This is a genomic window from Streptomyces sodiiphilus, assembly GCF_039529215.1.
GTDB classification, from domain to species: domain Bacteria; phylum Actinomycetota; class Actinomycetes; order Streptomycetales; family Streptomycetaceae; genus Streptomyces; species Streptomyces sodiiphilus.
Map to the genome: position 1 here is coordinate 177,696 of NZ_BAAAMJ010000010.1, position 21,132 is coordinate 198,827.

The following is a 21,132-nucleotide window of genomic DNA, read 5'->3' on the forward strand; positions in this document are numbered from 1 at the left end:
GTGACCGGCGGGGTGCGGCGGTGTCACTTCTGCATCGGGACCGAGTTGAGCGGCGCCGGGGCCGGCGCCGCGAACGCGGCGAGCTTGGTGTCGGCCAGGCCGCGCTCGCGCACCTCCTCCAGCAGCCTCTCCAGCTGCCCGGCCTGCTCGCCGCCGCCGGCGATGAGCCTGCCGAGCAGGCCGGCCAGCGTCAGGTCGCGCAGGCCCCCGCTGCCCAGGCCGGCGATCATCGCGCCCAGGTCGCCGGTGAACGTGGAGTTCTCCTTGTCCAGCCACGGCCCGGCCATGGCCTGCAGGCTCTCGGAGCGGTCGACCAGGCCGTCCAGGCCCTTGCCCGCGGAGATCGCGTTGATGAGGCGGTCGAAGAACACCGACTCCCCGCCGACGATGTCGATGCGGGCGTTCTCCAGTCCCGCACCGACGATGGTGGCCTGGGCCTCGGCGATCTGCCGGTGCACGTCGATCCGGGCGATCCGGACGTCCTTCTCGGCCTCCAGCCGCAGGCGGAACTCCTCGTGCTCCCTGCTCGCGGCGTCCAGCATGGCCATCGCCTCGGCCTTCTCCCGCAGGCCCTCGGCCTCGGCGACCCGCTTCTGCCGCTCCACGTCGGCCTCGGCGGCGCCCATCCTGGCGATCGCCTCGGCGGAGCGCTCCTGCACCTGGGCGGCGGCCAGTCCCTCGGCCGCGGCGTCGGCCTGCTTGCCCTCGGCGGTGCGCATCGCGGCCTGGGCGTCGAGTTCGGCGGCCTTGCGGCGCGCCTCGGCCATGGTGAGTTCTTCCTTGGCGCGGTGCTCGGCGGCCTGTTCGGCGGCCTCGGCGGCCTTGATGTCCTTGACCAGCCGCTCCTGCGCCTCGGCCTCGGCCTGGATGATCAGGGCCTGCCGCTCGCGCTCGGCCTCCTCGATGGTGCGTAGCTTCTTGATCTCCTCCTCCTGCTGCGCGACCGTCTTCTCCACGGCGATGCGCTCGCGGATGACGTCGGCGATGTCCCGCTTCTCGCCTTCGAGTTCCTTGTCCTTGGCGATGCGCTGCAGTTCGGTCTCCCGCTCCCGGGCGATGACCTCCAGGAGCCTGTCCTTCTCGATCCGCTCGCTCTCGATGGCGACCACCCGGTCGCGGTTGAGCTTGGCGACGGCGATCTCCCGCTCGCGGTTCTCGTTCTGCACGCCGAGCGCTTCCTCGGTCTTGATGTGCGCGGTGTGCGAACGCAGCCGCTCCTCGGCCTGGACGCGGGCGGTCTCCGCCTCCTCGCGGGCGCGCACCGACTCGATCTCGCGCTTCTGCTTGATCTCGGCGTCGGCCTGGCGGCGCTCCAGTTCGAGGACGGCCTCCCGGGCGTCGACGTTCTGCCGGGTGATCTCCTTCTCCTCGTGGCGCCGGAACTCGTTGGTGAGGATGTGCTGGGCGGCGGTCAGCTCGGTGATCTTCCGGATGCCCTGGGCGTCGAGGATGTTGTCCTTGTCGAGCTGGGCCAGCGGCGTCTGCTCCAGGTAGTCGATCGCCACGTCCTCCAGCCGGTAACCGTTCAGGTCGCGGCCGATCTCGGCGATGATGCGGTCCTTCAGCTCGTCCCGCTTGACGTAGAGGTCCTCGAACTCCAGCTGCTTGCCGACCGTCTTGAGGGCCTCGGAGAACTTGGCGTTGAACAGCGCCTGGAGGGTGTCCTGGTTGCTGGCGCGCTCGGTGCCGATGGCCTGGGCGACCCGGACGACGTCCTCGACGGTGTTGTTGACCCGCACGAAGAAGGAGATGCGGATGTCCGCGCGGATGTTGTCCGCGCAGATCAGGCCGTCCTTGCCTATCCGGCCGAGCTCCAGGGCCTTGACGGAGATGTCCATCACCTCGGCCTTGTGCAGGACGGGGAGCACCACGGTGCCGGTGAAGGTGACGTCGACCTTCCGCATCTTGGAGACGATGAGCGCCTTGCCCTGCTCCACCTTGCGGAACAGCCGCGTCACGGTGAGGAGGAGGACCAGGAAGATGAGCAGGACAACGGCGCCGAGTACGCCGATTCCCGTGCTGATGGAGTCCATCGGTACACGTCCTTAACTGTTTTCACATGGCTGAGGCGGCCGGCACGGTGCCGGACGTCAGCCGAGCGGATCGAGGGCGCTGCCCGCAGGCGCGACCCGGAAGACATCGCTCTCTGGGTCGTAGTCGAAGATCAGTGCGCGGCCGCCGGAGTGCAGGCCGGAGTCGCTCTCGTCGCGGATCTCGATGAGTGCGGTGGTGCCGTCGGCGGCCGTCACCTCGCCCACCCCGAAGTCGGGGCCGACCCGGCCGGTGCGCACCACGCAGACCAGCCCGACGAAGTCGGCGTTGCGCGCGGTCCTGCCGGTGCGCAGCAGGCGGCGCAGGGGACGGGCGAGCAGCCAGGTGGCATGCCAGGCGGCGACGAGGGCGAGCGCGAGCCAGCCCAGCCGGATGAGTGCGGAGTCGAAGAGTGCGGTGCCGACCAGGCTGACGAACCACGCGATGGCGATCACCAGGGACAGCACGACGGTGACGGGCACGCCGCCCAGGCCGAGTACGGCGAGGAAGCCGGCGAATCCGGCGGGGGCGCTGCCGGTGTCCGCGCTGTCGGATTCGGTGGCCTCACCGGCGGCACCGCTGACGGCGGCGAAGATCCAGTAGGCGACGACGATCAGCAGCGGAAAGGTGAAGACGACGACCGGAAATTCCAGCGTCGTCGATACGAAGTCCCCCATGACCCGGCCCCCTGTGGCGATGCTGCCCTCTTTATACGCCACTGATACGGCGCCGGGTACCCCGGGGTGCGGAACGGTGACGCTCCGGCTCACCGCACCCCGTCCCGTGGTCACGGACCGGAGCCGCAGCGCGACTCGAATGCATGATCGAACACAATCAGTCGTCCGGGCCTCGATACCTGCCTCCGCGCCCCGTAATCTCGAAGGAGCCGGCCACCCAGCCGCACCACCCCGTGATCAACGTCACAGAACGGAACGACCCCGGCACGGAATGCCCTGATCCGCACCCTGCGATCACTGAACGTGACCCCCCGTCGGCCTCCGTCCCTCTTGCAGGCAGGCAGACGGGCCCGGGTACGGTATTAGGACAACATCACGACTGATGCATGGGTGCGCCGGGAAGTCTGGTCGGCAGACCGCCCGTCCACGTTCCCGTTCTCGCTCTCGGAGGCCCTGCCCCAATGACGCCCCCGTCCCCCGACAGTCCCGCCATGCCTCCCGGCTACGACCAGCGAGACAAGCGCTCGCTGGCGCATTTTTTGCGCCTGGAGGTCTCCGGTGGCCTGATGTTGCTCATCGCGGCCACGCTGGCCCTCGTCCTGGCGAACTCTCCGCTCAGCGACGGCTACGCATCGGTACGGGACCACTACCTCGGCTTCGAGGCACTGGGACTGCGGATGTCGATCGGCCACTGGGCCGCGGACGGCCTGCTGGCGGTGTTCTTCTTCATCGCCGGCATCGAGCTCAAGCGGGAACTGGTCGTCGGTGAACTGCGCCGGCCCGCCGCGGCGGCGCTGCCCGTGGCCGCCGCCATCGGCGGGATGATCGTGCCGGCCCTGTTCTACGCGGTCATCGTGGGCACCCAGGGCGGCGACATGAACGGCTGGGCCGTCCCCATGGCCACCGACATCGCCTTCGCCCTGGGTGTGCTGGCCGTGATCGGCCGGAATCTGCCGTCCGCGCTGCGCACCTTCCTGCTCACTCTGGCGATCGTGGACGACCTCATCGCCATCACCGTGATCGCGGTCTTCTACTCCGCGGACCTCAACCTGTGGGCGCTGGCCGGCTCCGCGGCGGGCCTGGCCGTGTTCTGGTTCCTGCACTACAAGGACGTCCGGGGCTGGTACATCTACGTGCCGCTGGCCCTGGTCATCTGGGCCCTGATGTTCAACGCGGGCGTGCACGCGACCATCGCGGGTGTCGCCATCGGCATGCTGCTGCGCAGCACCCCCCGGCCGGGTGAGAAGGACTCCCCCGCCGAGCACATCGAGCACATCGTGCACCCCTGGTCGGCCGGGCTTGCGGTGCCGCTGTTCGCGCTCTTCGCGGCCGGTGTCCCGGTCTCCGGCGCCGCGCTGGGCGAGGCCGCCGGCCAGCCCGAGGCGGTGGGTGTGGCCCTCGGCCTGTTCGCCGGAAAGCTGATCGGTGTCTTCGGGGCCACCTACCTGACCGCCAAGTTCACCAAGGCCCAGCTCAACCCGGTACTGGGCTGGGCGGACATCGCGGGGGCGGCGATGCTGGCGGGCATCGGCTTCACCGTCTCCCTGCTGATCGCCGAGCTGGGCTTCACCGACGCCGCCATGCAGGACTCCGTGAAGGCCGCCGTGCTCATCGGCTCGCTGCTGTCCGCGGTCGGCGCCTGCGTCGTCCTGGGGCTGCGCAACGCGCGGGTCAAGGCCCGTACGGCCGAGGGGGCACAGGGCGACGACTCGCCCGCAGCCGCGGCCGGCGCCACCACCGGGGACCACTGACCCAGCCTTCCCGCACCACAGACACCGTCGCCCCGCTCCCGGCCCGGGAGCGCGGCGNTACCCTGGCCGGGTATGAGGCCCGGCAGAACCCGACCCGAGGAAGCGAGAGCCATGGACACCATCACCTACAAGGTCACCGGCATGACCTGCGGTCACTGCGAGGGGGCGGTCACCTCCGAGGTGTCCGCGCTGCCCGGCGTCACCGGCGTCCGCGCCGAGGCGGCCACGGGCCTGGTGGTCGTGACCGCCGAGGGGCCGCTGGACGACACCGCGGTCCGGGACGCCGTCGACGAGGCCGGATACGAACTCGTCGGCCGCGCCTGAGGCGACGGGAACACGCGCAGATAGAAGCGCCCCTTGCCGAGTCCCCCCACAGGGCCCGGCTCGGGGCGCTTCCTGTCGCCGGCTCAGAGCGTCCCCCCACGGGACCCCGGCCTGACGACGGTCGGCGTGGATCCAGCCGAATCCGCGCTGACGTTGACCAGTTAGACCGACAACCCCACGAAAGGTTGCACGGGAAGAGATGTGACCTGCGTCACACTCCACCTCCCGGTCGTGTCACGGGCGCATATGCCGGATTCGCCCCGCCGCCGGCCGGGCCGGCGGCGGGCGGGCCGGCGGCGGGCGGGGGACTCAGCGCTGCTCGACCGGCACGTAGTCGCGCTGGACGACACCGGTGTAGATCTGCCGCGGACGGCCGATCCGGGAACCCGGCTCCTTGATCATCTCGTGCCACTGGGCGATCCAGCCCGGCAGCCGGCCCATCGCGAACAGCACCGTGAACATCGTGGTCGGGAAGCCCATGGCCCGGTAGATCAGGCCCGTGTAGAAGTCGACGTTCGGGTAGAGGTTCCGCGAGACGAAGTAGTCGTCGCTGAGCGCCGCCTCCTCCAGCTTGAGCGCGATGTCCAGCAGCTCGTCGGACTTGCCCAGCGCGGAGAGCACGTCGTGCGCCGCCGACTTGATGATCTTCGCGCGGGGGTCGAAGCTCTTGTACACGCGGTGCCCGAAGCCCATCAGGCGGGCACCCTCCTCCTTGTTCTTCACCTTGCGGATGAAGGACTCGACGTCGCCGCCCTGGGCCTTGATCTCCTCCAGCATCTCCAGCACGGCCTGGTTGGCGCCGCCGTGCAGGGGGCCCCACAGGGCGTTGATGCCGGCCGAGATGGAGGCGAACAGGTTGGCCTGGGAGGAACCGACCAGCCGCACCGTGGAGGTCGAACAGTTCTGCTCGTGATCCGCGTGCAGGATCAGCAGCTTGTCCAGGGCGTCGGCCATCACCGGGTCGAGACCGAACTCCTCGGCGGGCACCGAGAAGGTCATCTTGAGGAAGTTCTCGACGTAGCCGAGGTCGTTGCTCGGGTACACCACCGGGTGGCCGATGGACTTCTTGTAGGCGTAGGCGGCGATCGTGGGCAGCTTGGCCAGCAGCCGGATCGAGGAGATGTGCCGCTGCTCCTCGTCGAACGGGTTGTGACTGTCCTGGTAGAACGTGGACAGGGCGCTGACCACCGAGGAGATCATCGCCATCGGGTGGGCGTCCCGGGGGAAACCGTCGTAGAAGCGCTTGACGTCCTCGTGCAGCATGGTGTGCTGCGTGATCTTGTTCTTGAAGCCGGAGAGCTCGTCCACCGTCGGCAGCTCGCCGTTGATCAGCAGATAGGCCGTCTCCAGGAAGGTGCCGCGCTCGGCCAGCTGCTCGATCGGGTAGCCGCGGTAGCGGAGAATGCCCTGCTCTCCGTCGAGATAGGTGATCGCGGATTGGTACGCGGCGGTATTGCCGTAACCGGAGTCCAGGGTCACCAGACCGGTCTGGGCGCGCAGCTTGCCGATGTCGATGCCGCGGTCCCCGACCGTGCTGTCGACCAGCGGGTAGCTGTATTCGCCGTCCGCGTACCGCAGTACTACTGCTCCGTCACTTTCGCGGTGTTCGCTCACGTCATCCCTCACCGACGTAGTGCCTCTTCTTCGAGGTGCCCTGACTGCTTCCACTGTCCCGCATCTGACGTCTCCCGGTGCACTCGGGGTCGCCCAACGACCCCGGACATGGCACCGCGTGCCGCCACGAAACGGACCTCACGGGACGAGCCGGCCGGCCAGCCGCGCGTCCAGGGCCGTGCAGCGGCGCCCGGCCGACACGCTGCGCACCGCCTGCGCCAGCGCCCGCCGGGAACCCACCAGCACCACCAGCCGCTTGGCGCGGGTGACGGCCGTGTAGAGAAGGTTCCGCTGGAGCATCATCCAGGCACTCGTGGTGACCGGGATCACCACACAGGGATACTCGCTGCCCTGCGAGCGGTGGATGGTGACGGCGTAGGCATGGGCCAGTTCGTCCAGCTCGGCGAAGTCGTACTCCACCTCCTCGTCCTCGTCGGTGACCACGGTCAGCTGCTGCTCGTCGGGGTCGAGTGCGGTCACCACACCGACAGTGCCATTGAAGACCCCGTTTGTCCCCTTTTCATAATTGTTGCGGATCTGGGTGACCTTGTCTCCCACCCGGAAGACCCTGCCGCCGAACCGCTTCTCCGCCAGTCCGGGCCTGGCCGGGGTGACCGACTGCTGGAGCAGGCCGTTCAGCGTGCCCGCCCCCGCCGGACCGCGGTGCATGGGCGTGAGCACCTGGATGTCGCGCCGCGGATCGAGACCGAACTTCGCCGGGATCCGGCGGGCGGCCACATCGACCGCGAGCTTGCCCGCCTCCTCGGTGTCGTCCTCGGCGAAGAGGAAGAAGTCGGGCAGCCCCTGGGTGACCGGCGGCAGCCCGGCGTTGATCCGGTGCGCGTTGGTGACCACCCCGGACTGCTGGGCCTGCCGGAAGATCCTGGTGAGCCGGACCGCCGGGACCGGGCCGCCCTCGGCGAGCAGGTCCCGCAGCACCTCCCCCGCCCCGACCGACGGAAGCTGGTCCACATCGCCCACCAGCAGCAGGTGCGCACCCGGGGCGACCGCCTTCACGAGCTTGTTGGCCAGCAGCAGGTCCAGCATCGACGCCTCGTCCACCACGACCAGGTCGGCGTCCAGCGGCCGGTCCCGGTCGTAGGCGGCGTCACCGCCCGGCTTCAGCTCCAGCAGCCGGTGCACCGTGGACGCCTCGGCCCCCGTGAGCTCGGCCAGCCGTTTCGCCGCCCGGCCGGTGGGAGCCGCCAGGACCACGGTGGCTCCCTTCGCCCGCGCCAGCTCCACGACCGAGCGCACCGTGAAGGACTTGCCGCAGCCCGGCCCTCCGGTGAGCACCGCCACCCGTTCGGTGAGCGCCAGCCGCACGGCCTGTTCCTGCTCGGGGGCCAGTTCGGCCCCGGTGCGCCCGGCCAGCCAGCTCAGCGCCCGGCCCCAGTCCACCTCGCGGAAGGCCGCCAGACGGTCCTCCGCGGCCCCCAGCAGCCGTCGCAGCTGACCGGCCAGGGACTGCTCGGCCCGGTGGAAGGGCACGAGGTAGACGGCGGTGACCCGGCCGGCGGGGTCCTCCGGGTCGGGCACCTGCTCACGCACCACCCCCTCCGGCTCCTCGGCGAGCTCCCCCAGGCAGTCGATGACCAGCCCGGTGTCCACCTGGAGGAGCTTGACCGCGTCGGAGATCAGCCGCTCCTCGGGGAGGTAGCAGTGGCCCTGGTCGGCGGACTGGGACAGGGCGTACTGCAGCCCGGCCTTCACCCGGTCGGGGCTGTCGTGCGGTATGCCGACGGCCTGCGCGATGCGGTCGGCGGTCAGGAACCCGATCCCCCACACGTCGGCGGCCAGCCGGTAGGGCTGGTTCTTCACGACGGAGATCGAGGCGTCGCCGTACTTCTTGTAGATCCGCACCGCGATGGAGGTGGAGACCTCGACGCTCTGCAGGAAGACCATGACCTCCTTGATGGCCTTCTGCTCCTCCCAGGCCGCGGCGATCTTCGCGGTGCGCTTGGGGCCGAGGCCGGGTACCTTGATCAGTTCCTGCGGGTCGGCCTCGATGACGTCCAGCGTGTCCACACCGAAGTGCTCGACAATCCGGTCGGCGGTCTTGGGGCCGATGCCCTTGATGAGCCCGGAGCCGAGGTAGCGGCGGATGCCCTGCACGGTGGCCGGCAGCACGGTGGTGTAGTTCTCCACCGTGAACTGCCGTCCGTACTGGGGATGGGAGCCCCAGCGCCCCTCCATCCGCAACGACTCCCCCACCTGGGCGCCCAGCAGGGATCCGACGACGGTCAGCAGCTCCCCGCCGCCCCCGGTGTCCACCCGGGCGACGGTGTAGCCGTTCTCCTCGTTGGCATAGGTGATGCGCTCCAGGACCCCCTCGAGCACCGCGCTGTGACCCATGGCACGACGGTAGCGGCCCGTGCCGACAGCCCTGCCGCGCGCCCCGGTGTCCGCCGAAGGGCCCGGCCCCCACCGGGCCCTTCGGCTCCCCTCCTGCCCCCGTCCGGAGAGTGAGACCCGCGACACTCCGCGCAGGTTGCGCAACACACCGTATTATCATGCGGCGAAGAGTCGTTTCTTCATTACCTGGAGTGACGGGCGCCGGTCGCACGGCCCCGATGGTCAGCAGGCGTGCGCGCGGTAGCGCGTGAGTGTCTCGGCCAGGACCTCGTTGCCGTCCCGTCCCCACAGTCCCTCGTTGAACAGCTCCACCTCCACGGGCCCGGTCCACCCGGCCGCCTCCACCCGCTCCCGGAACCAGCGCAGATCCACACAGCCGTCCCCGAGCTGTCCGCGGCCGGTCAGGACGCCCTCGGGGAGCGGCGTGACCCAGTCCGCGAGCTGGAAGCAGTGGATCCGGCCGCCCTCCCCGGCCCGCCGGATCTGCTCGGCCACCCGGTCGTCCCACCACAGGTGGTAGGTGTCGACCACCACGCCCACCTGCCCGGCGGGGAAGCGCTCGGCCAGGTCCAGGGCCTGGCCGAGGGTGGAGACCACGCACCGGTCCGCCGCGTACATCGGATGCAGCGGCTCGATCGCCAGCCGGACCCCGCGCCCGGCGGCGTACGGGGCCAGCACCGCGAGGGCGTCGGCGATCCGCTCCCGCGCTCCGGCCAGGTCACGGCTGCCGTCGGGCAATCCGCCGGAGACCAGCACCAAGGTGTCGGTGCCCAGCGCCGCGGCCTCGTCGATCGCCGCCCGGTTGTCCGCCAGGGCGGCTTCGCGAGCGGCCGGACCGGCGGCGGTGAGGAAGCCGCCGCGGCACAGTGAGCTGACGGTGAGTCCCGCGTCGCGCACCAGTGCCGCGGTCGCCTCCAGGCCGTACTCGGCCACCGGTTCGCGCCACAGCCCGACGGTGCCGATGCCCAGCCCCGCACAGCTCTTGACCAGTTCGGGCAGGGACAGCTGCCTGACCGTCATCTGGTTGACCGAGAAGCGTGCCATGTCGTTCACCGTGTCACTCCGTACAGGGCCAGCAGGTGGGTCATCCGGGACTCGGCCAGTGCGGGGTCGGGGAACAGGCCGAGGCGGTCGGCGAGTTCGTAGGCCCGGGCCAGGTGCGGCAGGGACCGGGCCGACTGCAGTCCGCCGGCCATGGTGAAGTGGTCCTGGTGTCCGGCCAGCCAGGCCAGCAGCACCACCCCGGTCTTGTAGTAGCGGGTGGGCGGCTCGAACAGGTGCCGGGACAGCGGGACGGTGGGGTCGAGCAGGGCGCGGAAACCGGCGGTGTCGCCGGTGTCCAGCACCCGCACCGCCTCGGCCGCCAGCGGGCCGAGAGGGTCGAAGATGCCCAGGAGGGCGTGGCTGAAGCCGTGTTCGTCGCCGGCGATCAGTCCGGGGTAGTGGAAGTCGTCGCCCGTGTAGCAGCGCACCGGCGGCGGCAGGCGCCGGCGCAGCCGGACCTCGCGCTCGGCGTCCAGCAAGGAGACCTTCACGCCGTCCACCTTGCCGGGGTGCTCCGAGATGATCTCCAGGAAGGTCGCGGTGGCCGCGTCCAGGTCCTCGCTCCCCCAGTAGCCGGTGAGCGCCGGATCGAACATCGGGCCCAGCCAGTGCAGGATCACCGGCCGGGACGCCTGGCGCAGCAGGTGTCCGTAGACCTCCAGGTAGTCCTGAGGGCCGCGCGCCGCGGCGGCCAGCGCCCGGGAGGCCATCAGAACCGGCTGGGCGCCGCTGTCCTCCACCAGGGCGAGCTGTTCCTCGTAGGCGGCGCGGACCTCGGGCAGGGTCGCGGGACCGGTCAGCTGGTCGGTGCCCGCCCCGCAGGCGATCGCGCCGCCGGCGGCCCGCGCCTCGGCCGCGGAGCGGCGGATGAGTTCGGCGGCACCCGGCCAGTCCAGGCCCATTCCGCGCTGGGCGGTGTCCATCGCCTCCGCCACGCCCAGCCCGTGCGACCACAGGTGACGGCGGAAGGCCAGGGTGGCGTCCCAGTCGACGGCCGCCGGGCCGTCGGGAGTGCTGTCCGCGAACGGGTCGGACACGACGTGCGCGGCGGAGAACACCGTCCGGGAGGTGAGGGGAGCCCCGCTCGGGCCGGGCACCACCGGGTCGGTGCGGGGCCGGTAGGCGCGCAGCGTCCCCGAGACATCGGGCAGGCGGATCACCGGTTCTCTCCCCTTGCGGCGCGGCACACGAGCCGTCCTGCCGGGGTCACAGCGTCAGCTCCGGGACGTCGAGCCGGCGGCCCTCGGCGGAGGACCTCAGGCCCAGCTCCGCGAGCTGGACGCCCCGGGCACCGGCCAGCAGGTCCCAGCTGTAGGGTTCGCCGGCCACCACGTGGCGCAGGAAGAGCTCCCACTGGGCCTTGAAGCCGTTGTCGAACTCGCCGTTGCCGGGCACCTCCTGCCACTGGTCGCGGAACGGCTCGGTGACCGGCAGGTCCGGGTTCCACACCGGTTTGGGGGTGGCCGACCGGTGCTGGACCCGGCAGTTGCGCAGGCCCGCGACGGCCGAGCCGTGTGTCCCGTCCACCTGGAACTCCACCAGTTCGTCGCGGTTCACCCGCACCGACCAGGAGGAGTTGATCTGGGCCACGGCGCCGCCGGCCAGCTGGAAGACGCCGTAGGCGGCGTCGTCGGCGGTCGCGGAGTAGGGCTTGCCCTGCTCGTCCCAGCGCTGCGGGATGTGGGTGGTGGCCAGTGCCTGCACGGTCTCGACCCGGCCGAACAGCTCGTGCAGCACATACTCCCAGTGCGGGAACATGTCCACCACGATGCCGCCGCCGTCCTCGGCCCGGTAGTTCCAGGAGGGGCGCTGGGCGGGCTGCCAGTCCCCCTCGAACACCCAGTAGCCGAACTCTCCGCGCACGGACAGGATCTCCCCGAAGAAGCCACCGTCGATCAGCCGCTTGAGCTTGAGCAGGCCCGGCAGGAAGAGCTTGTCCTGCACCACGCCGTGCCTGATGCCCGCGTCCCGGGCCAGCCGGGCCAGCTCCAGCGCGCCCTCCAGACCGGTGGCGGTGGGCTTCTCGGTGTAGACGTGCTTGCCCGCGGCGATCGCCTTCCGGATCGCCTCCTCGCGGGCGAGGGTGACCTGGGCGTCGAAGTACACGGTGACGCTGTCGTCGGCGAACACCTCGTCCAGGTCCGTGCTGACCGCCGACGGGTCCAGGCCGTGCCGCTCCGCCAGCGCGCGCAACGCGTGCTCCCTGCGGCCGACGAGCACCGGTTCGGGCTGGATCACGGTGCCGTCACCGAGGTCGATCCCGCCCTCCTCCCGGATCGCGAGGATCGATCTGACCAGGTGCTGGCGGTATCCCATCCGGCCGGTGACGCCGTTCATGGCGATCCGCACGGTTCTGTGAGTCACGTTGCTTCCTCTCCGGGACTGGCAGGCGGGCCGACCAAGATAGTAAGCGCTTTCTATCGCAGGCACCACCCCCCCCCTCGCACACCACCGGAGACGGGCGGCCGGCTCCACCTGCCGCCTGGCCGCGGCCCGGCCCGGAGCAGGGGGGATACTGGGTCATCCCGCGGGGGCGGCCCCGCGACCGGAACGCACCGACGCGGAGGCAGCATGGCAGTGACACTCGCGGACGTGGCAGCGCGCGCAGGCGTCTCGGCAGCGACCGTCTCCCGCGTGCTCAACGGCAACTACCCGGTCGCCGGCGCGACCCGCAGCAGAGTCCTGCGGGCCGTGGAGGAGCTGGAGTACGTCGTCAACGGGCCCGCGTCGGCCCTGGCCGCCGCCACCTCCGACCTCGTGGGCGTCCTGGTGAACGACGTCGCCGACCCCTTCTTCGGGATCATGGCAAGCGCTGTCCAGTCGGCGATGAGCCCCGAAGGGACCGGCACCGCGCCGCGCAAGATGGCCATCGTGTGCAACACCGGAGGCTCGCCCGAGCGGGAGCTGATGTATCTGACGCTGCTCCAGCGGCAACGGGCCGCCGCCGTCGTGCTGACCGGCGGGGCCGTGGAGGACCCGGAACACATCGCCGCGCTGCGGGCCCGGCTGCGCCGGATGGCCGACGCGGGCACCACCGTGGTGCTGTGCGGCAGACCCCCGCTGCCGCCCGCCGGGGACGGCACCGGGCCGGACGGCGCGGGCACCCCGGCGCCGGTGGCCGTCACCTTCGACAACTCCGGAGGGGCGAAGCGGCTGACCCAGCACCTGCTGTCCCTGGGACACCGGCGGATGGGATACCTGGCCGGCCCGGTGGCACGCACCACCACCCGGCACCGCCTGGAGGGACATCTGGCCGCCCTCGCCGCGGCCGGGCTGAAGGAGGACACCGGGCGGCTGACCGTGTACGGGGCCTACGACCGCTCCTCCGGCTACGACGGAACCCTGGAACTGCTGCGCCGGGACCCGGACCTCACCGCCGTGCTCGCCGCCAACGACACGGTCGCCCTCGGCGCCTGCGCCGCCCTGCGCGACCGGGGGCTGCGCATCCCGGAGGACGTCTCGGTGACCGGCTTCGACGACCTGCCGTTCGCGGTGGACGCCGCCCCCGCCCTGACCACCGTCCGGATCCCGCTGTACGAGGCCGGCGCCCGGGCCGGGCGGCTGGCACTGGGCACCGAGGACCCGCCGCCCGGCGGGGTCGCCACGGTCCGCGCCGAGCTGATGGTGCGCGCCTCGTCCGCCCCGCCGCGCAGCCCGGCGCGCTGACCTGCGCGGCGGAGCCCGCCGCTCAGTCGAGGGAGACGTGCTCCAGCCAGAAGTCCAGCAGCGCCGCCTCCCCCAGCACCTCGACCCGCTCGCTGCGCGGCGACAGCCTCCGGTGCACGACCCGCAGCAGGTCCGCCACGGTCGCCCGCACGGCCACGGTCGCCCGCTCGTGGCCGCGCCGCCAGGCCAGCTTCCCGTCGGGACCGAACTCGACCAGCCACTCCGCCTCCGGCCCGGTGTCCGTCGCGTGCAGGTGCAGCGTCTTGCCCGACCCGTACAGCTTCTCCAGTGCGGGGGACGCGACACCGCCGCGTGGATCGGCCGCCATGTCCAGCAGTTCCTCCACGGCATCCGCGGCGACGTCGGCCTCGGCGGGGAACTCCGCCTCCACCGTGCCGGCCGCGTCGGCCCGGTGGACCAGAAGATCGTGCGCCGCCCTTCGGGCCCAGCCGAGGTTCCGCTGCCGCACCCCCCACACCTGCGCCTCGTCGTCGGGGTCCGCGTCCCGCAGCGCCGCGGCGCACCGCTCGGCGGCGTCGGCCAGCCAGGGGTCCAGAGCGGCCGGGTCCTCGTCGATGAGCGGACCCGTCAGCCCGGGTACCGACTGCTCGGGGACGTCCAGCGCCTCGCCGGTGCGCACAGCGGCCTCCACCGCGAGCAGGTTCCCGCCGACATGGCGGGTCAGTTCCTCCAGGGTCCAGTCGGGGCGGGTCGGGACGGTCAGGTACAGGTCCCGCTCCCCGAGCAGCTCGCGGAGCAGCCCGGACTGGGTGACGATCTCGTCGCAGTAGCGGTCGTGCGTGAGCAGAGTCATGATCAGCCGGCTTTCTGTGCGGAAGCGGAGGCGCACCGGCCGGGTGCCCATCCATGACCGGTACGCCTCCGCCTCGGTCGGCAGCCCTGTCCGGTGGCCGGTGCGGCCGGGCGCCGCCGCGATCCGGGCCTTCACCCGCGAGGACCGCGGGCGGTTCAGCCCAGCGCGCTCAGCAGCTCTTCGCAGGCCGCCTGGCAGCGGCGGCAGGCTTCCGCACACGTCGCGCAGTGCTCGTGATGCCCGGCATGCGCCTGGCACTCGTCGCCGCACGAGCGGCACGCCGTCGCGCACGCCTGGAGCATCGCCCGGGTCAGGTTCGCGTCGTATCCGGTGTGCCGCGACAGCACCCGGGCGGTGGTCTCGCAGATGTCCGCGCAGTCCAGATCGGTGCGGATGCACTTCGCCAGGGAGGCGACGTCCTCCTCCGACAGACAGGCGTCGGCACAGGCCGTACACGCCTGCGCGCACGCGAGGCATTCCTTGATGCAGCGGGCCAGCACCTCGCGGTCCACGTGCCCCAGGTCCGCCGGGTAGGCGTCCAGCATCTCCTCCACAGCGGTCGCCATGATCGTCCTCCTTCCCCGGAGCAGGCCGACGGGCCGGTCACCCGCACGGTCGAACCGCGCTCCGGCCTCACCGGGTAACACCCGGACCCACCACCCAAACCACCGCGGAACCGCGGAAACCGGCCATCGCACGGCACGGTCCGGCCATCCGCCGGACACCGGCCACCACTCCGGGCGCTCCCCGGTTGCCGGGCGGCCCCGCGTCTGTTGCGCTGCTGACATGCGACTTGCCTTCTCCACCCTCGGCGTTCCCGGCATGCCTCTTCCCCAGGTACTGCGGCTGGCCGCGGACCACGGGTTCCACGGGGTGGAGCTGCGCACCCACCCGGAGGAACCGGTACATACCGGGCTGAGCCCGGCGCAGCGCGCCACCGTGGCCGAGGAGTTCGAGGCCACCGGCATCCGCCCGCTGGCCCTGGCCGGATACCCACGGGTGGCCGCCCCCGGCGAGGACGGCCCGGTCCTGGACAAGACCCGGGAGCTGCTGCACCTGGCCCGCGACCTGGGCGCCCCCTTCGTGCGGGTGTTCCCCGGCGGGGGCGACGCGGCGCCCGAGGAGGCCGACGCGGCAGCGGTGCGCCGGCTCACCGCGCTGGCGCCCAGTGCCGAGGACGCCGGGGTACGGCTGCTGCTGGAGACGCACGACTCGCACCTCACCGGTGCCGCCGTGGCCCGGGTGCTGGAGGCGGTCGGGCACGACAGCGTCGGCGCCCTGTGGGACACCCTGCACACCTGGCGCGGCGGCGAGGAACCGGAGGCCACCTACGACGCGCTCGGCCCGTACCTGGGATACGTGCAGGTGAAGGACGCCGCCTCGGCCGACGACCTCACCCCGCTGCCGCTGGGGGACGGGACCCTGCCGCTGACCGAGGTGATCGAACAGCTCAGCCGCGCCGGCCAGGAGGCCGACTGCTGGCTGTGCTGGGAGTACGAGAAGCGCTGGTACCCCTCGGTGCCCGGCATCGACCCGCTGCTCCCGGGAGCGGCGGATCATCTCCGCCGGCTGCTGGCCGCCTCCGCCTGACCGGGCGGCGGGCGGGAAGAACACCGGGCGGCGGGCGGGAAGAACACCGGGCGGCGGGCGGGAGAAAGACCGTGCCGGGGGAAGCGGGGGGACGTAGGCTCGCGGCATGACGGAGCCACCTGCGCGGCCGCTGGCCACCGGACCGCTGGGCATGGAACTGCTGGCCTTCGAGCGGCGGCCGGAGGAGGACCGGCCCGGCACGGAGCCGCCGGCGTACGCGCTGGCCGCGCTCTGGCGCCGGGAGCGGCTGCTGCTCGTGCGGGTACGCAGCCGGGGATGCTGGGAGCTGCCCGGCGGCGGCATCGAGCCCGGCGAGTCCCCGCGGCAGGCCGCCGTCCGCGAGGTACGGGAGGAGACCGGGCAGATCATCGCCGCGGAGCAGCTCGTCTTCGCCGGGTTCCCGTACACCCGGCTGCCCGACCGGCGGGTACGGTACGGGGCCCTGTACCACGCGCGGCTCACCGGGCGGCTGCGGACGTTCGAGCCCAACGCGGAGATCGGCGCCCTGCACTGGTACGACATGGTCACCGCGCCGCCCGGCGGCGAGCTGCAGACGGTCGACGTCCACCTGGCCGGGCTCGTACGCCCCTGAGCGCCGGTGCGCCCGGGATCAGTCGCGGACCGGGCGCGGGGGCAGGACGGTGAGGTGGGCGTCGGTGAACTGCACGGCCCGGTGCCGGCCGCCCCGGAACCAGTCGGTGAGGGCATGCGGCCCGGTCACGGACACCGGCAGCCCGGCGGCCCGGCCCCGCCCCGCCAGGCGCAGCCCGGTGCGGGACAGCGTGCCGTCCGCGTGCTCCTGCACCGTGGCCCAGGCCAGGCGAAGCGGCACCCGAGGGCCGCGGGGGCGGGGCCGGGCCTCCACCCGCCAGCCGTCCCCGGCCGCCCGCAGGGGCTCCGAGCCGCCCGGGTCGCCCTCGAAGCGCGCCCGGGTCTTGGGCAGCGCCCAGTGCTCGCGGCCGGCCCGCACGCTGGTCGCGGAGTCGACGGCGATGAAGGGAACGTGGCCGTGCGGCAGCGGGTCGGCCAGCAGCGCGGGCGAGGCGGCGACCTCGTCGTAACGGCCCACCGGGCTGTCCAGGTAGCGCAGCCACATGCCCACCGCGACCGGCAGCAGCCGGCGGTGCGCGAGGTTGTCGGGCAGCGCCCGGCGCGCGGCGCGGGGGGCCGGGTACCACCACACCAGGGCGTCCACCCGGCAGTGCCAGGGCGGACCGGGCGGCGGGGCGTCCGGCCACTCGGGGCCGTTCCCCGGGGTGAACGGCAGGACCCCGGGGATCGGTTCGGTGTGCTGCGGGCCCGGCATGGTGACCTCCGCGTCGTGGGGACGTACCGGCCCATCCCATCACGCCGCGGCACGCGCGCCCCGGCCGGACACGCAACGCGCCCGTCTCAGCCGACGGTTGAGGGCTCGCCGACGTAGGTGCGCCAGAGCCGGGCGTAGCGTCCCTGGGCAGCCAGCAGTCCGGCGTGGGTGCCGTCCTCGGCCACCCGGCCGTTGTCCAGGACGACCACCCGGTCGGCGCGGGCCGCGGTGGTCAGGCGGTGCGCCACGACCAGCGTGGTCCGCCTGCCCGCCAGCCGGTCGGTGGCCTCGTTGACCAGGGCCTCGGTGGCCAGGTCCAGGGCCGCGGTGGCCTCGTCCAGCAGCAGGATGTCGGGAGCGACAAGTTCGGCGCGGGCGAGGGCGATGAGCTGGCGCTGGCCCGCCGACAGGTTGCGGCCGCGCTCGGCCACGGGGTGCAGATAGCCGCCGGGCAGGGTGGCGATCATGGCGTGCGCCCCGACCGCGCGGGCCGCCGCCTCCACCTCGGCGTCGGTGGCCTCCGGGCGGCCGTAGGCGATGGCCTCGCGGATCGTGCCCTCGAAGAGGTAGGACTCCTGCGGCACCACGCCCAGCCTCCGGCGGTACCCGGCCAGGTCCAGCTCCCGCACATCGGTGCCGTCCACGCGGACCGAGCCCGAGGTCGGGTCGTAGAACCTGGCGACCAGCTTCACCAGCGTCGACTTGCCCGCTCCCGTCTCACCGACGAACGCCACCGTCTGCCCGGCCGGGATGCGCAGGCTCACCCCCGCCAGCGCCTCCTCGGACGTGCCGTCGGCCGTGGCGTAGCGGAAGTGCACGTCCTCGAACTCCAGCTCGCCGCGCAGCCTCCGCACCGGCCGCGGCCGGCCGTGCTCCGGCGTGGTGGTGGTCTCGTTCATCAGCTCCTGGATGCGGCGCAGCGCCACCGTGGCCTGCTGGTATCCGTCGAAGACCTGCGAGAGCTGCTGCACGGGGGCGAAGAACAGCTCGATGTACAGCAGGTACGCCACCAGCGCGCCGGCCGTCAGGGTTCCCTCGCCCACCCGGCCCGCGCCGAGCACCAGCACCCCGGCGGTGGCCAGGGTGGCCAGCAGCTGGACGAAGGGGAAGTACACCGAGATCAGCCACTGGCCACGCACCCGGGCCTGCCGGTAGCCGTCCGAGCGGCCGGCGAAGCGGGCGAAGCTGTCGCCCTCTCGGCCGAACGCCTGCACCATCCGCAGACCGGCGACGGTCTCCTGCAGGTCGGCGTTGACGCCGCTGACACGCTCCCGGGCCAGCTCGTAGGCCTTGACGCTCCTGCGGCGGAAGAAGACGGTGCCGACGATCAGCGGAAGCAGGGTGGCGAGCACCACCATGGCCAGGTGGGCGTCGATGACGACGAGCACGCCCAGGATGCCGAAGAACGTCATCACCGACACCAGCGCCTGCACCAGACCGGTCTGCAGGAAGGTGGTCAGGGCGTCGACGTCGGTGGTCATGCGGGTCATGACCCGGCCGGTCAGCTCCCGCTCGTAGTAGTCCAGGCCGAGCCGCTGGAGCTGCGCGAAGATCTTCACCCGCAGCGTGTAGAGGGCGCGCTCACCGGTGCGGCCCACGGCACGGATCGCCCCGAACTGGGTGACCCACTGGACGATCACCACGAGCAGGGCGAGGGCGGAGGCGGCCCAGACCGCGCCGAGCGCGGCGCGTTCGACGCCCTCGTCGATGCCGTAGCGGATGAGGACCGGCAGCGCCAGCGAGGCAGCGGCGTCGGCGACGACCAGCAGCAGCGCGCCCAGCAGCGGCAGGCCGAGCCCGGCGAGCAGCTTGCGCAGCCCGTAGCCGCCGGTCTCGGCCCGGGTGGCCTGCCGCTCGTCGATGTCCGGGACGTCGTCGGCCGGGGGCAGCGCCTCGACCTGGCTGATCAGCTCGGGCGTGGCGGCCGCTCCGGCCATCGCGGCGCCGAAGCCGGGGCCCGCGGCGGGCAGCGGCCGGGCCGGGCCGGCCGTGGCGTCCCGTGCTGTGCCGGCGCCGTCGTCGGCGGCGGCGTCCGCGTCGTACTTCCACAGCTCGGGGGTGATTCCCCGCTCGGAGGCCTCGCGCGCGTCGCCACAGTCCCCGTCACCGGGCCGCTTCGCGGCGGCGCGGGCCCGCCCGGCCGGGTCGTGCGCGACGTTGCCCAGTTCGTCGGGGTCGGCCAGCAGCCTGCGGTACAGCTCGCACCGCCCGGTGAGTTCCTCCTCGGTCCCGATGTCCACCAGCCGGCCGTCGTCGAGCACGGCGACGCGGTCGGCGAGCTGCAGGGTGGAGCGGCGGTGCGCGATGAGCAGCGTGGTCCGCCCGGCCATCACCGAGCGCAGCGCGTCGTGGATCTCGTGCTCGACCCGGGCGTCCACGGCGGAGGTCGCGTCGTCCAGGATGAGCAGCCGCGGGTCGGCGAGAATCGCCCTGGCCAGCGCCATCCGCTGCCGCTGGCCGCCCGACAGGGTGAGCCCCTGCTCTCCGATGACGGTGTCGTAGCCGTCCGGCAGGCCGGAGATGAAGCCGTCGGCCTGGGCGGCCCGGGCGGCGGCGCGGATCTCCTCGTCGGTGGCGTCCGGCCGTCCGTAGGCGATGTTGGCGCGCACGGTGTCGGAGAACAGGAAGCTGTTCTCCGGGACCAGCCCGACGGCGCGGCGCAGCGATTCCCGGGTGAGGTCGCGCACGTCCAGGCCGCCGATCCGCACCGCGCCCTCGTCCGGGTCGTAGAAGCGGGGCAGCAGCCAGGAGAGCGTGGACTTGCCGCTGCCGGAGGTGCCGACCACCGCCAGGGTCTCGCCCGGCTCGATGCGCAGCGACACCTCGCGCAGGGCGTGCCGGCGCCGGGCCCCGTAGCCGAAGGTGACCCGGTCGAGCTCAACGGTGGCGGGGGCGTCGGCGGGCAGCTCGCGGGCCCCGGGCGCGTCGGTGATCTCCGGCCGGGTGTCGATCAGCTCCAGGACGCGCTCCACGCCGGCCCGGGCCTGCTGGCCCATGGTGAGGATCACGGTGAGCATCCGCACCGGGCCCACGAGCTGCGCGAGATAGGTGGAGAACGCCACGAAGGTGCCCAGGGTGATCTCGCCCCGGGTCGCCATCCAGCCGCCCAGCGCCAGCATCGCGACCTGGCCGAGGGACGGCACCGCCTGCAGGGCGGGGGTGTAGAGCGCGTTGAGGCGGACGGTGCGCATGCGGGCCGCGAACAGCCGCCGGCCGACCTCGCGCAGCTTGCCGGTCTCCTGTTCCTCCTGCCCGAAGCCCTTGACGACCCGGACGCCGCTGACCGCGCCGTCCACCACCCCGGCGACGGCACCGGCCTGCCCCTGGGCGTACCAGGTGGCGGGGAACAGCCGGGTGCGGCTGAGCCTGGCGATGTACCACAGGGCCGGGGCGACGGCGAGCGCGACCACGGTGAGCAGCGGCGAGAGGCTGAGCATCACCACGAGCGAGACCGCGAACAGCATGAAGTTGCCGATGGTCATCGGCATCATGAACAGCAGGCCCTGGATCAGCTGGAGGTCGCTGGTGGCCCGGCCGACGATCTGGCCGGTGCTGAGCTGGTCCTGCCGGCGGCCGTCGAGGCGGGTGAGTGACCGGTACATGTCGGTGCGCAGGTCGTGCTGCACGTCCAGGCCGAGGCGTCCGCCGTAGAAGCGGCGCACCACCGTCAGCACGTAGACGACGGCCGCGGCGCCGATCAGCAGGGAGATCCACAGGACGAGGCCGCTCGTGTCGCCGCCGACCACCACGTCATCGATGATGATCTTGACGATGAGCGGCATCAGCGCCATCACGCCCATGCCGGCGAGCGAGGCCCCCAGCGAGAGCAGCAGATTGCGCCGGTATCGCAAGCAGTAGCCGGTCAGGCGCCGCACCCATCCGGGCTCGCGCTGCGCGCTTCCCGCTTCACTCCCCGTCACGTGCTGGCCTCCCGATACGCCGGTCACTCTGCCGGAGGCT

At 72.4% G+C, this 21,132-nt stretch carries 16 protein-coding genes; 5 read left to right on the forward strand and 11 right to left on the reverse strand.

Going from position 1 to position 21,132, the window contains the following annotated elements:
- Positions 1 to 23: 23 nt before the first annotated feature.
- Positions 24 to 2,033 (reverse strand): SPFH domain-containing protein, encoded by a 2,010-nt coding sequence (locus ABD299_RS05970; RefSeq protein ID WP_344259444.1) that lies wholly within the window; start codon positions 2,031 to 2,033, stop codon positions 24 to 26.
- A 57-nt stretch (positions 2,034 to 2,090) separates the two neighbouring features.
- A complete protein-coding gene (locus ABD299_RS05975) occupies positions 2,091 to 2,708 on the reverse strand; it encodes a hypothetical protein (protein WP_344259445.1) in 618 nt (205 codons plus the stop codon).
- A gap of 491 nt (positions 2,709 to 3,199) precedes the next feature.
- Here ABD299_RS05975 and nhaA point away from each other — a divergent pair, with 491 nt between their 5' ends.
- Entirely contained in the window at positions 3,200 to 4,459 is a 1,260-nt protein-coding gene (gene nhaA / locus ABD299_RS05980) for a Na+/H+ antiporter NhaA (protein ID WP_344259446.1), read from the forward strand.
- 72 nt (positions 4,460 to 4,531) lie between these two features.
- Positions 4,532 to 4,783 (forward strand): heavy-metal-associated domain-containing protein, encoded by a 252-nt coding sequence (locus tag ABD299_RS05985; RefSeq protein WP_344259447.1) that lies wholly within the window; start codon positions 4,532 to 4,534, stop codon positions 4,781 to 4,783.
- Positions 4,784 to 5,092: 309 nt separating this feature from the next.
- Here the strand turns inward: ABD299_RS05985 and ABD299_RS05990 are convergent, their stop codons facing one another.
- The 5 genes from ABD299_RS05990 to ABD299_RS06010 all read right to left on the reverse strand — a co-directional run bounded on the left by ABD299_RS05990 (position 5,093) and on the right by ABD299_RS06010 (position 12,160).
- Positions 5,093 to 6,397, reverse strand: coding sequence for a citrate synthase (locus tag ABD299_RS05990; RefSeq protein WP_425581260.1), 1,305 nt, complete (start codon positions 6,395 to 6,397; stop codon positions 5,093 to 5,095).
- Between the two features lie 138 nt (positions 6,398 to 6,535).
- The gene (recD2, locus tag ABD299_RS05995; RefSeq protein ID WP_344259449.1) at positions 6,536 to 8,752 is read right to left on the reverse strand and encodes an SF1B family DNA helicase RecD2; all 2,217 of its coding nucleotides are present in this window, start codon (positions 8,750 to 8,752) and stop codon (positions 6,536 to 6,538) included.
- A 222-nt stretch (positions 8,753 to 8,974) separates the two neighbouring features.
- Positions 8,975 to 9,796, reverse strand: coding sequence for a sugar phosphate isomerase/epimerase family protein (locus ABD299_RS06000; protein WP_344259450.1), 822 nt, complete (start codon positions 9,794 to 9,796; stop codon positions 8,975 to 8,977).
- Between the two features lie 5 nt (positions 9,797 to 9,801).
- Positions 9,802 to 10,956, reverse strand: coding sequence for a dihydrodipicolinate synthase family protein (locus tag ABD299_RS06005; RefSeq protein WP_344259451.1), 1,155 nt, complete (start codon positions 10,954 to 10,956; stop codon positions 9,802 to 9,804).
- Between the two features lie 46 nt (positions 10,957 to 11,002).
- Positions 11,003 to 12,160, reverse strand: a complete 1,158-nt coding sequence (locus ABD299_RS06010; protein ID WP_344259452.1) for a Gfo/Idh/MocA family protein — start codon at positions 12,158 to 12,160, stop codon at positions 11,003 to 11,005.
- Positions 12,161 to 12,367: 207 nt separating this feature from the next.
- On the opposite strand from ABD299_RS06010, the gene ABD299_RS06015 reads away from it, so the two are divergent.
- Positions 12,368 to 13,462, forward strand: a complete 1,095-nt coding sequence (locus ABD299_RS06015) for a LacI family DNA-binding transcriptional regulator (RefSeq protein WP_344259453.1) — start codon at positions 12,368 to 12,370, stop codon at positions 13,460 to 13,462.
- 22 nt (positions 13,463 to 13,484) lie between these two features.
- On the opposite strand, the gene ABD299_RS06020 is transcribed toward ABD299_RS06015, so the two are convergent.
- Both ABD299_RS06020 and ABD299_RS06025 read right to left on the reverse strand, forming a co-directional pair.
- The gene (locus tag ABD299_RS06020) at positions 13,485 to 14,276 is read right to left on the reverse strand and encodes a maleylpyruvate isomerase N-terminal domain-containing protein (RefSeq protein WP_344259454.1); all 792 of its coding nucleotides are present in this window, start codon (positions 14,274 to 14,276) and stop codon (positions 13,485 to 13,487) included.
- A 155-nt stretch (positions 14,277 to 14,431) separates the two neighbouring features.
- Entirely contained in the window at positions 14,432 to 14,842 is a 411-nt protein-coding gene (locus ABD299_RS06025) for a four-helix bundle copper-binding protein (RefSeq protein WP_344259455.1), read from the reverse strand.
- 220 nt (positions 14,843 to 15,062) lie between these two features.
- Here ABD299_RS06025 and ABD299_RS06030 point away from each other — a divergent pair, with 220 nt between their 5' ends.
- Positions 15,063 to 15,866: a sugar phosphate isomerase/epimerase family protein gene (locus tag ABD299_RS06030; RefSeq protein ID WP_344259456.1), complete on the forward strand. Its 804-nt coding sequence runs from the start codon at positions 15,063 to 15,065 to the stop codon at positions 15,864 to 15,866.
- A 106-nt stretch (positions 15,867 to 15,972) separates the two neighbouring features.
- Positions 15,973 to 16,458 carry an NUDIX hydrolase gene (locus ABD299_RS06035; RefSeq protein ID WP_344259457.1) on the forward strand — a complete coding sequence of 162 codons (486 nt, stop codon included), beginning with the start codon at positions 15,973 to 15,975 and terminating at the stop codon, positions 16,456 to 16,458.
- A gap of 18 nt (positions 16,459 to 16,476) precedes the next feature.
- Here ABD299_RS06035 and ABD299_RS06040 read toward each other — a convergent pair whose 3' ends face one another.
- The gene (locus ABD299_RS06040; RefSeq protein ID WP_344259458.1) at positions 16,477 to 17,172 is read right to left on the reverse strand and encodes an acetoacetate decarboxylase family protein; all 696 of its coding nucleotides are present in this window, start codon (positions 17,170 to 17,172) and stop codon (positions 16,477 to 16,479) included.
- Positions 17,173 to 17,258: 86 nt separating this feature from the next.
- Complete coding sequence (locus ABD299_RS06045; protein ID WP_344259459.1) at positions 17,259 to 21,092, reverse strand: ABC transporter ATP-binding protein; 3,834 nt, start codon at positions 21,090 to 21,092, stop codon at positions 17,259 to 17,261.
- Between the last annotated feature and the right edge of the window lie 40 nt (positions 21,093 to 21,132).

Bases quoted from the DNA above. Each gene is read 5' to 3' on its own strand.
- nhaA (WP_344259446.1), top strand. From the start codon at position 3,200: ATGCCTCCCGGCTACGACCAGCGAGACAAGCGCTCGCTGGCGCATTTT.
- recD2 (WP_344259449.1), bottom strand. From the start codon at position 8,752: ATGGGTCACAGCGCGGTGCTCGAGGGGGTCCTGGAGCGCATCACCTAT.
- ABD299_RS05985 (WP_344259447.1), top strand. From the start codon at position 4,532: ATGAGGCCCGGCAGAACCCGACCCGAGGAAGCGAGAGCCATGGACACC.
- ABD299_RS06025 (WP_344259455.1), bottom strand. From the start codon at position 14,842: ATGGCGACCGCTGTGGAGGAGATGCTGGACGCCTACCCGGCGGACCTG.
- ABD299_RS06020 (WP_344259454.1), bottom strand. From the start codon at position 14,276: ATGACTCTGCTCACGCACGACCGCTACTGCGACGAGATCGTCACCCAG.
- ABD299_RS05970 (WP_344259444.1), bottom strand. From the start codon at position 2,033: ATGGACTCCATCAGCACGGGAATCGGCGTACTCGGCGCCGTTGTCCTG.
- ABD299_RS06040 (WP_344259458.1), bottom strand. From the start codon at position 17,172: ATGCCGGGCCCGCAGCACACCGAACCGATCCCCGGGGTCCTGCCGTTC.
- ABD299_RS06030 (WP_344259456.1), top strand. From the start codon at position 15,063: ATGCGACTTGCCTTCTCCACCCTCGGCGTTCCCGGCATGCCTCTTCCC.
- ABD299_RS06035 (WP_344259457.1), top strand. From the start codon at position 15,973: ATGACGGAGCCACCTGCGCGGCCGCTGGCCACCGGACCGCTGGGCATG.
- ABD299_RS06000 (WP_344259450.1), bottom strand. From the start codon at position 9,796: ATGGCACGCTTCTCGGTCAACCAGATGACGGTCAGGCAGCTGTCCCTG.
- ABD299_RS05975 (WP_344259445.1), bottom strand. From the start codon at position 2,708: ATGGGGGACTTCGTATCGACGACGCTGGAATTTCCGGTCGTCGTCTTC.
- ABD299_RS06015 (WP_344259453.1), top strand. From the start codon at position 12,368: ATGGCAGTGACACTCGCGGACGTGGCAGCGCGCGCAGGCGTCTCGGCA.